This is a genomic window from Achromobacter veterisilvae (genome assembly GCF_037619525.1).
In the GTDB taxonomy this organism is placed as follows: Bacteria; Pseudomonadota; Gammaproteobacteria; order Burkholderiales; family Burkholderiaceae_B; genus Achromobacter; species Achromobacter veterisilvae.
In genome coordinates, this window is record NZ_CP148753.1 from 82,172 (window position 1) to 97,453 (window position 15,282).

The 15,282-nt window shown below is 68.5% G+C and carries 15 protein-coding genes; 1 reads left to right on the top strand and 14 read right to left on the bottom strand.

Annotated elements, in window-relative coordinates; translation table 11 throughout:
• Positions 1-36: 36 nt before the first annotated feature.
• The 11 genes from WHX56_RS00340 to WHX56_RS00390 form a co-directional block, all read right to left on the bottom strand.
• Positions 37-789, bottom strand: a complete 753-nt coding sequence (locus WHX56_RS00340; RefSeq protein ID WP_338879894.1) for a glucose 1-dehydrogenase — start codon at positions 787-789, stop codon at positions 37-39.
• A gap of 27 nt (positions 790-816) precedes the next feature.
• A complete protein-coding gene (locus tag WHX56_RS00345) occupies positions 817-2,253 on the bottom strand; it encodes an aldehyde dehydrogenase family protein (protein ID WP_338879895.1) in 1,437 nt (478 codons plus the stop codon).
• A gap of 18 nt (positions 2,254-2,271) precedes the next feature.
• Positions 2,272-2,928, bottom strand: coding sequence for an ABC transporter ATP-binding protein (locus WHX56_RS00350; protein WP_338879896.1), 657 nt, complete (start codon positions 2,926-2,928; stop codon positions 2,272-2,274).
• 3 nt (positions 2,929-2,931) lie between these two features.
• Positions 2,932-3,672 carry an ABC transporter ATP-binding protein gene (locus WHX56_RS00355; RefSeq protein WP_338879897.1) on the bottom strand — a complete coding sequence of 247 codons (741 nt, stop codon included), beginning with the start codon at positions 3,670-3,672 and terminating at the stop codon, positions 2,932-2,934.
• 2 nt (positions 3,673-3,674) lie between these two features.
• The gene (locus tag WHX56_RS00360) at positions 3,675-4,655 is read right to left on the bottom strand and encodes a branched-chain amino acid ABC transporter permease (protein ID WP_338879898.1); all 981 of its coding nucleotides are present in this window, start codon (positions 4,653-4,655) and stop codon (positions 3,675-3,677) included.
• A complete protein-coding gene (locus tag WHX56_RS00365; protein ID WP_338879899.1) occupies positions 4,655-5,560 on the bottom strand; it encodes a branched-chain amino acid ABC transporter permease in 906 nt (301 codons plus the stop codon). Before WHX56_RS00365 ends, WHX56_RS00360 begins: the two co-directional genes overlap by 1 nt.
• 317 nt (positions 5,561-5,877) lie before the next feature.
• Positions 5,878-6,417: a DUF4340 domain-containing protein gene (locus WHX56_RS00370; protein WP_338879900.1), complete on the bottom strand. Its 540-nt coding sequence runs from the start codon at positions 6,415-6,417 to the stop codon at positions 5,878-5,880.
• Positions 6,414-7,796, bottom strand: a complete 1,383-nt coding sequence (locus WHX56_RS00375; RefSeq protein ID WP_338879901.1) for a GldG family protein — start codon at positions 7,794-7,796, stop codon at positions 6,414-6,416. The genes WHX56_RS00370 and WHX56_RS00375 overlap by 4 nt, the downstream gene beginning before the upstream one ends.
• Positions 7,793-8,506, bottom strand: a complete 714-nt coding sequence (locus WHX56_RS00380; protein WP_338879902.1) for an ABC transporter permease — start codon at positions 8,504-8,506, stop codon at positions 7,793-7,795. The genes WHX56_RS00375 and WHX56_RS00380 overlap by 4 nt, the downstream gene beginning before the upstream one ends.
• Positions 8,503-9,462 (bottom strand): ABC transporter ATP-binding protein, encoded by a 960-nt coding sequence (locus tag WHX56_RS00385; RefSeq protein ID WP_338879903.1) that lies wholly within the window; start codon positions 9,460-9,462, stop codon positions 8,503-8,505. The genes WHX56_RS00380 and WHX56_RS00385 overlap by 4 nt, the downstream gene beginning before the upstream one ends.
• Positions 9,463-9,471: 9 nt before the next feature.
• Positions 9,472-10,329, bottom strand: a complete 858-nt coding sequence (locus WHX56_RS00390; RefSeq protein WP_338879904.1) for an N-acyl homoserine lactonase family protein — start codon at positions 10,327-10,329, stop codon at positions 9,472-9,474.
• Between the two features lie 334 nt (positions 10,330-10,663).
• Between WHX56_RS00390 and WHX56_RS00395 the strand changes: the two genes are divergently transcribed.
• Positions 10,664-11,233: a ribonuclease gene (locus tag WHX56_RS00395; protein WP_338879905.1), complete on the top strand. Its 570-nt coding sequence runs from the start codon at positions 10,664-10,666 to the stop codon at positions 11,231-11,233.
• Between the two features lies 1 nt (position 11,234).
• On the opposite strand, the gene WHX56_RS00400 is transcribed toward WHX56_RS00395, so the two are convergent.
• The 3 genes from WHX56_RS00400 to WHX56_RS00410 form a co-directional block, all read right to left on the bottom strand.
• The gene (locus WHX56_RS00400; RefSeq protein ID WP_338879906.1) at positions 11,235-13,208 is read right to left on the bottom strand and encodes an aconitase family protein; all 1,974 of its coding nucleotides are present in this window, start codon (positions 13,206-13,208) and stop codon (positions 11,235-11,237) included.
• Between the two features lie 11 nt (positions 13,209-13,219).
• Positions 13,220-14,197: a tripartite tricarboxylate transporter substrate binding protein gene (locus WHX56_RS00405; RefSeq protein WP_338879907.1), complete on the bottom strand. Its 978-nt coding sequence runs from the start codon at positions 14,195-14,197 to the stop codon at positions 13,220-13,222.
• A gap of 132 nt (positions 14,198-14,329) precedes the next feature.
• The gene (locus tag WHX56_RS00410; protein WP_338879908.1) at positions 14,330-15,232 is read right to left on the bottom strand and encodes a LysR substrate-binding domain-containing protein; all 903 of its coding nucleotides are present in this window, start codon (positions 15,230-15,232) and stop codon (positions 14,330-14,332) included.
• Positions 15,233-15,282 lie beyond the last annotated feature (50 nt).

Below are 15,282 nucleotides of genomic sequence, written 5' to 3' on the forward strand. Positions count from 1 at the left end.
ACAGAAAGAGGGGAACGCCCGGGCGTTCGGCTCGCGCTAGACCGTGCGGCCGCCGTCCACCGGGAACTCGACGCCGGTGATGAATTCCGCCGCGTCGCTGGCCAGGAACAGCGCCGCCGCCGCCACGTCCGAGGGCTGGCAGAAGCGCCCCAGCGGAATGGTCGACACGAACCTGGCGCGGTTTTCCGGCGTATCCGGCAGGCCCATGAAGAGCTCGAACATGCCCGTTATGCCCATCACCGGGCAGATGGCGTTGACGCGGATGCCGTCGGGCCCCAGTTCCACCGCCATGGACTTGGACAGCACGTTGACGGCGCCCTTGGACGCGTTGTACCAACTGAGCCCCGGGCGCGGACGGATGCCGGCGGTGGAGCCGACGTTCAGGATCACGCCGTGCTTCTGTTCGCGCATGACGGGCACCACGGCCTGCGCCATGTGATAGATCGACTTCACGTTGATGTCGAACATGCGGTCGAACATGGCCTCGTCCACGTCCAGCATGGGCTGGTTCTTGTGGGTGATGGCGGCGTTGTTGACCACGATGTCCACCGAGCCGAAGGTTTCCTTGCAGACGCGCACGACATTGTCGATGTCGGCGCGGCTGGACACGTCAGCCTTGACCGCCAGGGCGGCGGAACCGACCTCGCGCGCCACGCGGTCGGCGGCTTCCTTGTTGATGTCGGCGATGACGACCTTTGCCCCTTCCTTGGCGTACAGCTTGACGATGCCTTCGCCGAAGCCGCTGCCCCCGCCGGTGACGATGGCGACCTTGCCTTGCAACTGACTCATTTCCTGTCTCCGTACTGTGCCTGGCGATCACTCGCCATAGAATTGGATAATCGTCTTGGTCGTGCTCATTTCTTCCAGCGCGATGAAGCCCTTCTCGCGCCCGTGGCCGCTTTTCTTCACGCCGCCGAACGGCAGTTCCACGCCGCCGCCCGCGCCGAAGCCGTTGATGTAGACCTGGCCGCACTTGATGCCGCGCGCCACACGCTGCTGGCGCCCGCCGTTCTCGGTCCAGACCGCGCCCAGCAGCCCGTAGTCGGTGGCGTTGGCCAGGCGGATGGCGTCGGCCTCTGTGTCGAACGGCAGCGCCACCAGCACCGGGCCGAAGATCTCCTGGGTCAGCAAGTCGCTGTCATGGGTAGCCGCGCTGAAGAGCGTGGGCTTGACGAAGTAGCCGCCTTCCGGGACGCCGTCGGCAATGCCGCCCTCGGCCACCACCTTCAGACCGTCCGCCAGCCCCTTGGCGATGTAGCGGTTGACTCGGTCGAACTGCGCCTTGTTGACGACAGGGCCGCAGGTCAGGTCCATGTCCGGCGTGCCGGCGCGCACCTTCGAAAACTCGTCAGCCAGCGCTTTCATGAAATCCGCGTAGATGCCTTTCTGCACCAGCAGGCGGCTGCCGGCGGTGCAGGTCTGGCCGGCGTTGTGGACGATGCCCTTGACGATGGCCGGGATGGCCAGCCGGTAGCTGGCGTCGTCGAACACGATGTGCGCCGACTTGCCGCCCAGTTCCAGCACGCACTTGACCGCATTCAGCGCGGCGGCCTGCTGGATCAGCACGCCGACCTCGTTGGACCCGGTGAAAGTGATGAAGTTGATGCCCGGATGGCGCGACAGGCTGGCGCCGGCCTCTTCGCCCAGGCCCGTCACGATGTTCAGCGCGCCCGCGGGGAAACCCACTTCCAGGGCCAGCTCGGCCACGCGGACGATGGACAGGCAGGCGTCCTCGGCCGGCTTCACCACGGCGGCGTTGCCCATGGCCAGCGCCGGCGCCACGCTACGGCCGAACATCTGCGCGGGGTAGTTCCACGGAATGATGTGGGCGGTGACGCCCAGCGGCTCGCGGATCAACTGGACCGAATAGTCCTTCTGGAAGGGGATGGTCTGGCCATGAACCTTGTCGGCGGCGCCGCCGTAGAACTCGAAGTAGCGCGCCAGCACGGTGATGTCGGCGCGCGCGGTGGACATGGGCTTGCCCGTGTCGCGCGACTCCAGGCGGGCCAGTTCCTCGTGGTGCGCCAGCACGCTTTCGCCCAGGCGCTGCAGCAGCCGGCCGCGGTCCAGCGCGGTCATGCCGCCCCACTCTCCGTCCAGCGCCCCGCGCGCCGCCTGCACCGCCGCGTCCACGTCGGCCTGCTGGCCGCGCGGAATGGTGGTGAATACCTTGCCGTCTACCGGCGAAACCACCTCGATGCTGCGGCCGTCGGCCGCGTCGACCTGGCGGCCGTTGATGATCATCTGCGTCATGGAAAGTCTCCGTGGAATTCAGTTCAAGGAGATCGAGCCGCGCTCGATCGTCCAAATCTGGTCGGGGATGTCGCCAAGCAACTTCACGTTGGACTCGGTGATCACCACGCATAGGTCGGGCTGCAGCTCTTTGAGCCGCGCCAGGGCTTCGGTGTAGTCGCGCGCCAGCTTGGGCGCGAGGCCTTGGAAGGGTTCGTCCAGCATCAGCAGGCGCGTGCCCACCATGATGGCGCGCGCCAGGGCCACCATTTTTCCCTGGCCGCCGGACAGGGCCGAGCCCGAGCGCTTGAGCATCGGCTCCAACTGCGGCACCACCTTCAGGACCGCGGCGACCCGCGCCTGGATCTCATCCTTGGACTGGCCCTGGACTTCGCAGGGCAGGTGCAGGTTTTCCTCCACCGTCATCGTGGGAAAGATCACCCGGTCCTCGGGCGCGTAACCCACTTTCAGCGCCGCGCGCCGATGGCCCGGCAGCACGGTCAGGTCGGTGCCGTCGAAGGCAATCTTGCCGGACTTGATCCGCGTCAGGCCCATGATGGTGCGCAACAGCGTGGTCTTGCCCGCGCCGTTGCGGCCGACGATGCCGATGGTCTTGGCGGGTTCGAACGTGGCGCTGACGTCGCGCAGGATGCGGTTGCCCGCCAGGTCGACGTTGACGGCCGATAGATTCAACATAATTCAGGCCCCCAGCACTTCGCTTTTGATCTGCGCGTTGTTCAAGACTTCTTCGGGCGTGCCGTCGGCGGCCACCTTGCCCGCGATCCAGGCGGCGACGCGCGTGGCGTAGCGCGACACGATGTCCACGTCGTGCTCGACGAACCAGCTTGTCACGCGGCGTTCGTCCAGGGCGTGCATGACGGTTTCCATCAGGCCGAACTTGTCTTCCGAGGCCACGCCGCTGGTGGGTTCGTCCATGATCAGCAGCTTGGGCCGCAGGGCCAGCGCCATCGCCACGTCCAGCAGCTTGCGCTTGCCCTCCGGCAACCCGATGGACAGTTCGTCCGCTTCCGGCAGCAGCCCCACCAGGTCCAGCGTGGCGTCGACCTCTTTCGCGTCGATGGTGCTTTCCAGCGGACGGAACCAGCTCAGTTCCTTGTTGCGCCGCGCGGCGGCGATCTGCACGCACTGGCGCACGGTATGTTCGGTGAACAGTTGCGGCAACTGGAACGAGCGGCCCAGCCCCAGGCGCACGATCTTACGAGGCGCCATCGCCGTGACGTCGCGGCCGTCGAAATAGACCTTGCCCTTGGACGGCGCGAGATAACCCGTGCAGATGTTGATGAAGGTGGTCTTGCCCGCGCCGTTCTGCCCGATCACCGCCAGGCGCTCGCCTTCGTGCAGTTCGAAATCGATGTTGTCGGCGGCCACCACGCCGCCGAAGGCCAGGTACAGGTCTGTCGTCTTGATGAGCGGCTTCATCGTCAATTCCTCACCGGGATGCGCACCGGGGATTCCGCCCGGGCTTGCTCACGCCTTTGCGCCGCGGCGCGCTTCATGATCTGGCCGACGAAGCCGGTGGGGAACATGAAGATCACCAGGATCAGCGTCAGGCCCAGCAGGAACTGCCACAGGCCGGGGAAATAGGCGGCCGACACCAGCTTGACGGATTCGAATCCCACCGCGCCCAGGAACGCGCCGGCCGCATGGCCCGCCCCGCCCAGGATGGTGATGAAGACGAATTCGCCCGAACGCAGCCACGATCCGATCTCGGGCGTGACCAGCCCCTGCATCAGCGCCAGGATGGCGCCCGAAAAGCCCACCACGACGGCGGACAGCAGATAGCCCTTCCACATGATGAAATAGGCGGAGAAACCCAGGTATTCGAGGCGCGTTTCGTTGGTCTTGATCGCGGACAGGGCCTGGCCGCTGCCCGACCGGAAATAGCGCTGCACCCACCAGGCCAGCGCCAGCGACAGGACCAGCGTCAACACCAGCAACGCGCGCTCGAAGGATTCCCGCTCCATGGCGAAGCCCGCCATGGCCGGACGCACGATGCGCAGTCCGTCGGAGCCGCCGGTCAACGTATAGAGCTTGCCCAGCAGCGCGAACAGCACCATGCTCAGCGCCAGGTTGAGCATGCCGAAGAAAATGCCCCGGTAGCGCACCACGAACAGGCCGATCACGACCGCGGCCAGGAAACTGGCCAGCACGCCGGCCAGGATCAGCGCCAGCGCATCCGTGCCCGGCATGGCGCGGGCGAGGAAGGCCACGGTGTAGGCCGAGATGCACGAGTACATCGCATGGCCGAACGAGATCTGTCCCGCGCGGGCCATCACCGACACGCCCAGCGCGGCGATGGCGTAGGTCAGGCCGATGACGATGGGCGTGATGGTCCAGGAATAGGTGTAGCCGAGGACCAGCGTGGCCAGCGCGGCCAGCAGGCTGAGTGCGGGCACTTTCATCAGATCGTCCTCGCTTGGGCCACGGTGAACAAGCCGTGCGGCCGGATGATCAGCACCAGCACCATGATGATGTACGGCACCGCCACTTCCAGTTCGGGCGCCGCGTAGACGGCGATGGCGCGGATGACGCCGATCAGCAGCGAGGCGATGAGCGCGCCGGTGATCTGGCCCAGGCCGGCGGTGGCCACCACCGCGAACGACAGTACAGTCATGTCCGTTCCCGCGCCCGGCACCAGCGACGTGGTCGGCGCGGCCATGGCGCCGCCCAGCGCTCCCAACATCGTGGCGATGACGAAGGTGACGTAGCCGATCTTCTTGGCGTTGATGCCCAGCGACGTGGCGACCTCGCGGTTGTGCGTGGTGGCTACCGTCTGCTTGCCCAGCTTGGTATGGCGCAGGAAGAACTCCAGGCAGACGTAGGCCAGCAGCGCCGTCACCGGCACCACCACCAACTGGTACGTGGTGTAGGTGATGTCGCCGATCTCGATGTTGCCCAGACGGTTGACGACCTCGCTGGCGCTGTAGGGCTGCGCGCCCCACAGCATGCGCTGGATATCCTCCAGCATGAGGAAACCGCCGAAGGTGAGCAGCAGTTTCAGGATGGGGTCGTAGTTCTGGGCGCGCCGGATCAGCAGGAATTCCATGATGCTACCCAGCGCGAGCCCCACCGCGACGGCAGCCACGAACAGCGCGGCGAACAGCAGGACGGACGAATCCGTCTTGGGCGCCAGGAACATGACGAAGCTGGCGGCCGCATATCCCCCGAACGCATAGAAGGCGCCGTGGGCGACGTTCAGGATGCCCATCACGCCGAACACCAGGGTTAACCCCATCGATACTAGGAACAGAAGACTGGCGTATGCCACGCCGTCCACCAAGGCGAGAGGCAGTAGATCCAAGGTCAAGCGTTTTCTCCCATTACGCTGGGCACCCGCCGCGCCCGCGCAACCGTTGCCTAGGCAACGGGAATCGCGAGCCTTGCGCTGCGGGCTGTCGCCCCGGCGCGCGCGCGGCGCGCCCATGTCTCGTTGTCAACCTTGCCGCACCCGCCCGCGGCGTATCGCGGGACGGACTGGAAGGCGCTTATCCGACACGTTCCGCGGGCCGTTGAGGGACGGACGGAACCTGTCTGTTAATGGATTTGAAGTATAGGTATGCGCCTGTTCAGCGACTATTTATCTTTGCGCAAGCCAGGTTTCGCGAGCGATAGAGAGGCGCCGCATCAAGGGCCTTCCCGTCCCATCGCCGCCAGCGGCGCGCGGGTCTGGTAAGCGGGGACGATCCGGATCTGCGGCTCGCCGGGCACCTGCACATAACGGCCTAGTCCATCCGGCGCAAGCGCGCCGACGTCCAGGCTCGCCAGCGTGGCCCCGGCCGCGTCGCGCACATCGATGCGCAGCCGCGGCGGCGCCAGGCCATAGGGCTGGTCCGGCTGCGGCGCCAGCACGCGGTCGCTGCGGGCCTGCGAAAACAGCGCCACGAATTCCCCCGCGTCGAATCCCCTGCCCGCCCCGGGTGGCGTCGCCGTCCAGCCGCGGGCGTCCCGGTCCATCCGCAGGGTGGCGTCCGGCGCGGCCAGGATCACCTGGGCCGCCGCGGCCGAGTCCCACGCATAAAGCCGCGCAGGCTTGCCGGAGTCATCGTGCAGATGGGTATGGCCGCCATGGCGGCCCGGTGGCTCGGCCGCCTCGCGCCATTGCCACAGCGACAGGCCGATGCCCGCCGCCAGCAGCAGCGACCATCCGGCGCGGGCGGCGTTCACCGGCGCCTCCACCAGATCAGCAGCCCGGCCATCAGCGCCAGCAGCGGCAAGGCCACTGTGCTGGTCCAGAAGACGGCGCGCATCTGGCGGTTGGTCAGCTCCACCTTGCGGCTCTCGTAATGGCGGGGTCGGATCGCCAACAGCGCGTCCTCGCCCGCCAGCAGCGATATCGCGTTGGTGAACAGGGCGCCATTGCCCAGCGTGGCGAAATGGCGGTTGGTGGCGAAATCGCTGTCGCCCGCCACCAGCAGCGCGGGGCGCGCCGAACCGTCCGCACCGGCGGCCTGCGCGTTGCGCGTGGCCAGGACCATCAGCGCATAGCGCGCGGCGGGCCGGCCGGGCAGCAGCGCCTGGTCCGAAGTCTGCGCCAGCGGCGTCACGGCCACGCCCCGGGGCAGGCTGTCGCCTGCCGGTTCCAGGCCGGCGGCACCGGGGAAGAAGCTCTGGGGCAGGCCCCGCGTCATTTTGTGGCGCGTGTAGTCGCTGACGGCCGGACTGCCGGGATCGTTGCGGTAGTGGCTGGCGGGATCCGCCAACGCGCCCGGCGGGCGGGCAATCCCGAAATCGCCCAACAGCGCGTCCAGGCCGTGCGGCGCGTCCGGTTCGAGCAGCAGCAGGGCCTTGCCGCCCGCCAGGGTCCAGTCCCGCAGCGCCTGCGCGTCGCCATCGCCGAAGGGCGTGCGCGGGCCGGCCGCCACCACCACCGCGCATTGCGGCAGCGCCTGCGCCAGGCTGCCCGCGTTCACGCCGCGGGTAGCGAAGCCCAGGGTTTGCAGGGCGTTGCGCGCCATCGCCATGCCGTGCTGCTCATGCACCTCCACACGGGCGACGAGGTTTTCGTCGCCATCGTGCTCTTCCTGGTCGTCCAGCGAGGTCAGGCTGTCGAGCGCGGCTTCGCGATGGCCCTGCGTGAAGCACACAGTCTGCGCGCCGCGCTGGCCGATGCGGATCAGCGCGTTGGTGAAATCGGTCTCGGTGCCGCCATTGATCGTCATCCGGCGGGCCTCGGACGCCAGCACGGCGCTGCCGGCGAACTGGATGCCCGCCTCCCGCGCCTCGGCCGGACGCAGCGCGGGATCCACGCCGCGGACGCGGATCAGCGGATTGGCCCGCTCGTACTGGCGTAGCAGTTCCAGCGCGTCGACCATGCTCTTGTTGCGCAGGTCGTAGAACCAGGTCACCTCGACCGGCCGGTCGATCTGGCGCGCCACCTCGATACTCTCGGGCGCCAGGCTGTACAGGCGCTGGGCCGTGAGATCGAGCCGGCCCAGGTTGCGCGCCGCCCATAGGTTCAGCGCCAGCAGCAGCGCCGCCATGGCCATGACGGGAAGCCACAGCGCCAGGCGCTGGCCGGCGCGGCGCGCGGCATGGCGGTTCATCGCAGCCTCCAGCGCTTCAGGTTGACGGCGGCCACCATCAGCGCCAGGACCGTCAGGCTGGCGAGCGTGACCGTGGCCGGACCGGGCAGCACGCCGCGGATGAAATCCACGTGCTGCGCCGACAGCGACAGCGCCTGGAAGAACGGCGACAACGCCGGGAAAGCGTCCAGCGCCGCCGGGTAGTCGATGAACCACAGCAGCACCAGGATGCCCCAGGTGGCGCTGGCCGCCACGATCTGGTTGGCGCAGGCGCTGGAAACCGCGATGCCGATGGCCAGGAACAGGGCGCCGTAGAGAAACACGCCGATGTAGCCGCCCGCTATGGGTCCGTAGTCGGGCTGCCCGTACCAGGCCAGCGGCAGCACCGCCGACGCCGTGCCCGCGAGCATCAGCGCCAGCACGGTGAGCCCGGCCGCGTACTTGGCCGCCACCAGCGAGAAATCCGGCAGCGGCAGGGTCAGCAGCAATTCCAGCGTCCCCTGCCTCGCCTCTTCGGCGAAGGCCCGCATGCTGACCAGCGGCATCACCAAAATCAGCAGGATCGTCATATTGTGGAAGGCGGTCACCATCTGTCCCGTGCTGACGAAGAACAGGTTGAAACTGAACAGGTAGCCCGACAGGGCCCAGAACACGGCCACCACCGCGAGCGCAACGGGCGATCCGAAATCGGCGCGCAATTCCTTTCGATACAGGGCGAAGAAACCCCTCATGCGCGCCTCCGCAATGGCGCGTCGTCGGACGCCAGCGCGGCCAGGAGCCGGGCCTCGACGGCGTCCTGCATCGACAGCACCGCGCGCAGTTCCGCGTGCGCGAGCACGATGCGCAGCACCGCGTCGCAAGTCGCCCCGCCGCCCGCCGGGTTGTCCCAGCCGATGCGCCACTTGCTGTGCATGGCGTCCACGGCCTCGGCGTCGACGCCCTTGACGCCCGGGCAGGCGGACAGGGCGGCGCGCAAGTCAGCGTGGCGCGCCTGCGGCAATGCCAGGCTCAGTTGCAGGGCCGCCGGCGCCTCGCCCAGCAAGGCATCTTCGACCAGCCGGCCCTGCCGCAGGATCGCGATGCGCGTGCACAGGGCCTCCACCTCCTGCATCAGATGGCTGCTGAACACCACTGCGCGCCCTTGCGCGCAGCGCCGGATCATCGCGCGCGCCTCGACGATCTGCACGGGGTCCAGCCCGTTGGTGGCCTCGTCCAGCAGCAGGACCGGCGGATCGTTCAGCACGGCCTGCGCCAGGCCCACGCGCTGCCGCTGCCCCTTGGACAAGCGGCCGATGGCGGTGCGGGCCACGCCTTGCAGGTCGAACCCGTCGATGGCCCGTTCGATGGCCTGTCGCCGGGCCCGGGCGCCGCCGGCAACCTTCACGCCGGCGACGAATTCCAGGTACTGCGATACCGTCAGCGCGTCGTACAGCGGCGCCCGCTCGGGCAGGTAGCCGATATCTGCGTTGCCACGCCCCGCGGCCGGCGGACGGCCGCGGATCGTGATGCGGCCGCTGTCGGGCGCATGGAAGCCCGCCATCAGGCGCAAGGTGGTGGTCTTGCCGCTGCCGTTCGGGCCCAGCAGGCCCACGATCTCGCCCGGCCTCACCGAAAGGCTCAGGGAGTGCAGGACCTGGCGCGGCCCGAACGACTTGCTGACTTCATGCAAGGCGACTGCCGACTGCATGGCGCGCCCTCAGTCGAAGACTTTGGTCTTGGCGTTCTGCGCGTGCTGCTCCGCGTCGTGGCTGTACCAAAGCTGGCCCTGGCGCGCGTCGCGGATCTGCTTCAGGCGGTCGATGGCCAGCATGGACGCGGCCGTGTTCCAGGTGATGCCCGGAATGACGCCCGCCTCGTTCTCGCCCGTGTAGATGGCGTCCGCCGCCAGCAGCACCGTGCCGGTGTTCTTCAGCTTGACCTGCAGGGACTGGTGGCCTTGCGTGTGGCCCTTGGTGTCCAGCAGCACGATGCTGCCGTCGCCGAAGAGGTCGAAGTCGCCCTCCACCTGGATGAAGTCATAGTCCCGCGTGGTGTCGAAGTCCTTCATGACGTAGGCCGCGCGCTGGAACTTTTCCGGCCACCAGGCCGCGCGCAGTTCCGCCTTCTGCACGACATGGCGCGCCTTGGGGAACATCTTGATGTTGCCGGCGTGGTCCAGGTGGAAATGCGAATAGACCACATACTTCACGTCGCTCACGTCGAAGCCCGCGGCCTTGAGCTGGCGGTCGACCACTTCGTCGCGCCCCTGGATGGAGTTGAACGCCCCGCACAGGCCTTGGCCCCAGTAGTTGGCGCAGTTGCCGTCGGCCGTGGCCTGGTTCATGCCGGTGTCGAACAGCACCAGTCCGCGAGGGTGCTGGATCACGTAGGCAGGCACGGGAATCTTGATCTTCGTGCCCACGTCGACCATGGCGGTCATGAACCCCTTGTCCAACTCGATCTTGCCGACGGACAACTGCATCAACTTGATATCCGGCGGCGCATCGGCCGCGTGGGCCCAGCCTCCCGCCATGACCGCCGCCGCGCCCATCAGCGCTTTCCAACGCTTGCTCATTGTCGTCTCCTCGAACCAACAGGGAAACCGCAGCCGGGCGGCCGCGGCCGATCAGCCGGCGCCCGGTGTCTCCCGGGTTCGCCGCTGGCGTGCAAAAGGCAGGGTGGCTTCTGTGTGCGGGGCTCGCGTCGGCCGCGCTCTGCGCGCGGCCGGAAACGGCGTCTGGCGGCCGTTTTCCATGATGCGCAACTCTGACCCAAGCGCCGGAGAATGCCAATTGAGAATTGCTTAAGCAGGGTTTCATCCGGCGCAAAGTGGCGGGAATCCCTAATGACATGCCAGGCATGGCAATATGAACGTCCAGTTCCCCCGTCCTCGAACCCGCCGCCTACCGATGACCCAGACCTTCACCTCGCCCAGCTACCGCAACGCGCCCGACGTCACCTGGAGCACCGCCGATCTGTGCGACAGCCGCATGGACGATCCCGCCTGGGGGCTGCGCGTGCTGCCGCCCGTGTTCCGCCCATATGGCGGCAGGCCCTGGTATTTCGGCCAGGTGGTGGCGGTGCCCTCGCCGGACGCGGACGGCGCGTTGTCGCTGGCGGGCTTGCTGGCGGAACCCGGACAGGGCCGGGTGCTGGCTGTGGACGCGCTGGGCAACGCCGCGCATGCCGTGCTGGGCGACCGCATGGCCGCCATGGGCGTGCAGAACGGCTGGAGCGGCGTGCTGCTCAATGGCTACGCGCGCGACACCCAGGCGCTGGCGCGCATGCCGTTGGGAATCCACGCCCTGGGCACGATGCCCAACCGCCCGCGCAACATGGCGCAGGCGGCCGCGGGAACGCGCGTGCTGATCCACGGCGTCGAGATCCGCAGCGGGGACTGGCTGTACGCCGACACCGATGGCGTCGTGCTGCTGTCCCGCCGCCACACCGACGCGCCGGGCGGGCCGGCGGCGGGCTGACTCAGGGCGCGTGGCGCGCCTGCAACTCCGCGAACGAGGTCAACTCGCCCGCCAGGGCGCTGGCCATGACGGTGGGCGGACTGGCCAGCCAGACGCTGCCGGGGCCCGAGCGCCCGGGGAAATTCCGGTTGATGGCGCTGACCGTCACCTGCCCGGCATCGACGGACGATCCCGGCCCGCAATTGGCGCAGGCGCCGCAGGAAGGTTGCAGGATGCGCGCGCCGGCCGCCGCGAAGGTCCGGTCGTAGCCTCGCGCCACGCAGTAGTCCCGGACGGCGGTAGTGCCGTATTGCAGGTACAGGGCGACGCCAGGCGGAATGCTCAGCCCGCGCTCCACCGCCCAGGCCAGCACCTCGTGATAGTGGTCGAAATCTTCGCGCTTGCCGGCGGTGCAGGATCCGCCGTACGCGATGTCGACGCGGGGACGTTCCCGCAGCGCGGCCAGAGGCACGCCGTTGCCCGGATCGCCCGGCGCCGCGACCAACGGCGACAAGGCGCCGCAGTCCACCCGCAGCGTCGCGGCGTAGGCGGCGCCAGGGTCGCTGCGCATCCACGGTTCGATCGCCGCGTCCACGCCGCGCCGTTCGCGCAGGAAGCGCGCGGTCTCGGCGTCCGGCGCCACGATTCCGGTCAGCCCGCCCAGCTCGGCGGTCATGTTGGTCAGCGTCGCGCGTTCATCGATGGACAGGGCCGCCACCGCCTCCCCCGTGAACTCGAACACCTTGCCCACGCCCGCGCCCGACCGGATTTCCGGCAGCGCCAGCAAATGCAGCACGACGTCCTTGGCCGTCACGCCCGGCGGCAGCACCCCCGCCAGCTCGACCCGCAACGACGCGGGCACCGTCAAGCGCACCGCGCCGGTGACGAAGGCATTGGCCATGTCGGTCGTGCCCACGCCGAACGCCACGCAGCCCAGCGCGCCGCTGTGCGGGGTATGCGAATCCGTCCCCACCACCACCTGGCCCGGCAGCGCGTAGCGCTCCGCCATCATGGCGTGGGAAATACCGGCGACGTTGCCGCCGGCATCCCGGGCGGCCTCGGTCTCGGTCAGCGTGCGGTGCTGACGCAAGCCGTAGGCTTCGACGAAGCCGCGCTGCGCCCGGCACATGGCGAGCACGTTGGGAACGATGCCGGCCCGCACGTGATTGGGGCTTTCATCCACGTAGGAGGTATGGTCCTCGAAGACCACGATGCGCTCGCGGTCGACCAGGCGCAGCGGCCTCCCAAAGCGGGCATGCAGCATATGGGCCGCCATGCCGGTGTAGTACTCATGGATGAAGCGCCAGTCCGCGCGGATGAAGACGCCGTCTCCCGGCTCGGGCGCGGCCGGCGTCACGGCCGTGCGCAGCAGGTGGCGCAGGATTATTTTCTCGAACAGGGTGCGTGGCGCGGCGTCTTCGGCGGCGGGCTGCGGCTCGACGCCGCCGAGCCGCGCCTGGCCGAAGGCCAGCAGCCCCCCCGCCCTGACGATGGCGGCGGCAAGGGCGTCGCGGTCCGCGACGATCTCGTCCACCGTGATGGCGGCGCCCTGCCGCAGGCGTTCCGCCAGGCCCATATCGGTGCTGGTGTACAGGCCGATGTTGTCGGCGTTCTGCCGATAGATGCGCTCGAAGCTTTCCGCGATGACCAGGCGGACTCCAGCGGACTTCTCCGCCATGGGGCTGTGCTCGCGCGAAGAGCCCTTGCCATAGCGCTTTCCGCCCACGACGACGTTCACGCCCGCCCGCTTGATCGCATCCACCCCGATCGGCAGCGCATCGCCGGCCCGCAGGCCGGTGTAGGGATAGCGGCCCAATTGCTCGTCGAAATGGGTCAGGATCGGAACCGGCGTGATTTCGTCGGTGGAAATGTCGTCGCGCAGCGGTCCCGCCTGCTCCGGCGCCAGGGCCGTCCCCGCCAGTTGCGCCGTCACCCGCGCCGGATCGCGCGACAGGAACAGCAGCCGGGCCGGCCCGTCGAGTACATAGGTAGCCATATCGCCCGGCGCTATTCAGGAGTGACCGCCGCGGCCTTGACCAGGGCCTGGCTCTTGGAGATTTCATCGGCCAGCGTCCGGACCGCGACCTCGGTGCTGCTGCCCTGCGCCACGAAGCCCTGCGGGGCCAGCGTCTTCAGGACGGCCGGATCCCGCATGGTCTGCTGCGTGGCCGCCTGCAGCCGCTGGACGACGCCCGCCGGCAGCCCCGCCGGCCCGATCAGCGCGATCCAGGCGTCATACGAATAGCCTTTCACCCCGGACTCGTCCAGGGTCGGAACGCCGGGCAGCGCGGCGACGCGTTCGGGCGTGCTGACGGCCAGCGCGCGCAGCTTTCCCGCCTGCACCTGCGCAAGCACGGAAGGCACCGCCAGGAACGCCACCTGGATCTGGCCGGACATGACGTCCGTTATCAGGGCGTTGCCGCCCCGGTAGGGGATGTGCATCATGTCGACGCCGGCCCTGGATTTCAGCAGTTCGCCCGCCAGGTGCAGCACGCTGCCGCTGCCCGACGAACCGTAGTTGATCTTGCCCGGTTGCGCCCGCGCGGCTGCCAGCAGCTCGCCGATGCTGCGGTACGGCGAATCCTCCGCCGCCACCATCGCCAGCGGCGTCGTGCCGATGACCGAAATGGGCGTGACGTCCTTCACCGAATCGTACGGCATGCTCTTGTACAGACTGGGATTGATGGCGTGATTGGATGACACGATGGCCAGCGTGTAGCCGTCGGGTCTGGCCGCCACCAGTTGCCGGGTGCCGGGAATGCCCGCCGCGCCGGCCAGGTTCTCCACGATGAGCGGCTGGGCCAGCGTCTTGCCCAGGTTCTCGGCCACCACGCGCGCCACCACGTCCGCGGTGGAGCCGGGCGAGGTCGGCACGATCAGGCGGATCGGACGGTCCGGGTAGTCCGCCGCGAACGCCTGGCCGCCGGGGCCCAGGATGCTGAGCGCGAGCATACAGCCCGCGAGGAATCGATTGGGGGGATTCATGTTGTCTCCTTGTGAAGCGCAGCGGGGTCTCGTTGCCCCGTCCCGTCGCATGACGCGCTTCGACTATAAGGAGATGCCGCCGATCGCCGAAGTGTCCTCTTGGCACGGCGGCCATCGCGAACCGAGATGGCGTCAGCCTTGCTGCGCCAGGAACTTGACCAGCGTGGCGGCCGTGGCGGACAACTGGCTCTGGTCCTGGAAGACGATGCAGAGCTGGCGCTGCGCCCACTCGTCGGACAAGGGCCGCACGACCACGTCCAGCGATTGCAGGTACAGCTCGGCCACCTGTTGCGGCATGACCGCGATGCCCAGGCCCGCGTGGGTCATGCGGCATAGCGCATCCAGGCTCGCCACGCGGATCTTGATCGACAGCGTGGCGCCCAGCGCCGCCGCCTGCGCCGCCAGCAACTGCGTCAGCGCGCTGTTCTCGCGCAGGCCCACGAAGGTCTCGCCCGCGATGTCATGCAGGCTCAGTTGCCGGGCTGCCGCCTTGGGATGCCGGGCCGGCAGCATGACCGCCAGCCGGTCGCGGCGGTAGGGAAGCTGCTCCACGCCCTGCGCGCCGGGGATGCGATTGCAGATCCCGAAATCCGCGGCGCGTTCTCGGACCAGGCGCAGCACGTCCGGGCTGTGCTGCTCTTCCAGGTCGATATCCACTTCGGGAAACAGGCGCTGGAACGCCGCGACGTCCTCGGGCAGGAACTGCACGATGGCCGACAGGTTCGCCACCAGCCGCACGTGGCCCTTCACGCCGGCGTACAGCCGCGAGAGTTCCGCCCCCATGGCCTCGACGTCGCCGATGATGCGCCGCGCATGGCGCAGTACCGTCTGCCCCGCCGGCGTCACGCTCACGCCGCGGGTATGGCGTTCGATCAGCGCCAGACCCACCAGCGATTCCATCTCGGCGATCCGCCGGCTGACGGCGGAGGGCGCGATGAATTCGCGCTCGGCGGCCCGCGCGATGCTGTTCTCCTGGCACACCGCGACGAACAGCCGCAGCGAAGTCAGATCGAGTTTGCGTAGGAGGTTTTCCATGGTCGGGCAGGCCGGGGCGCGGCGGCGCCCCCTAACGCCGGGGATCGTAC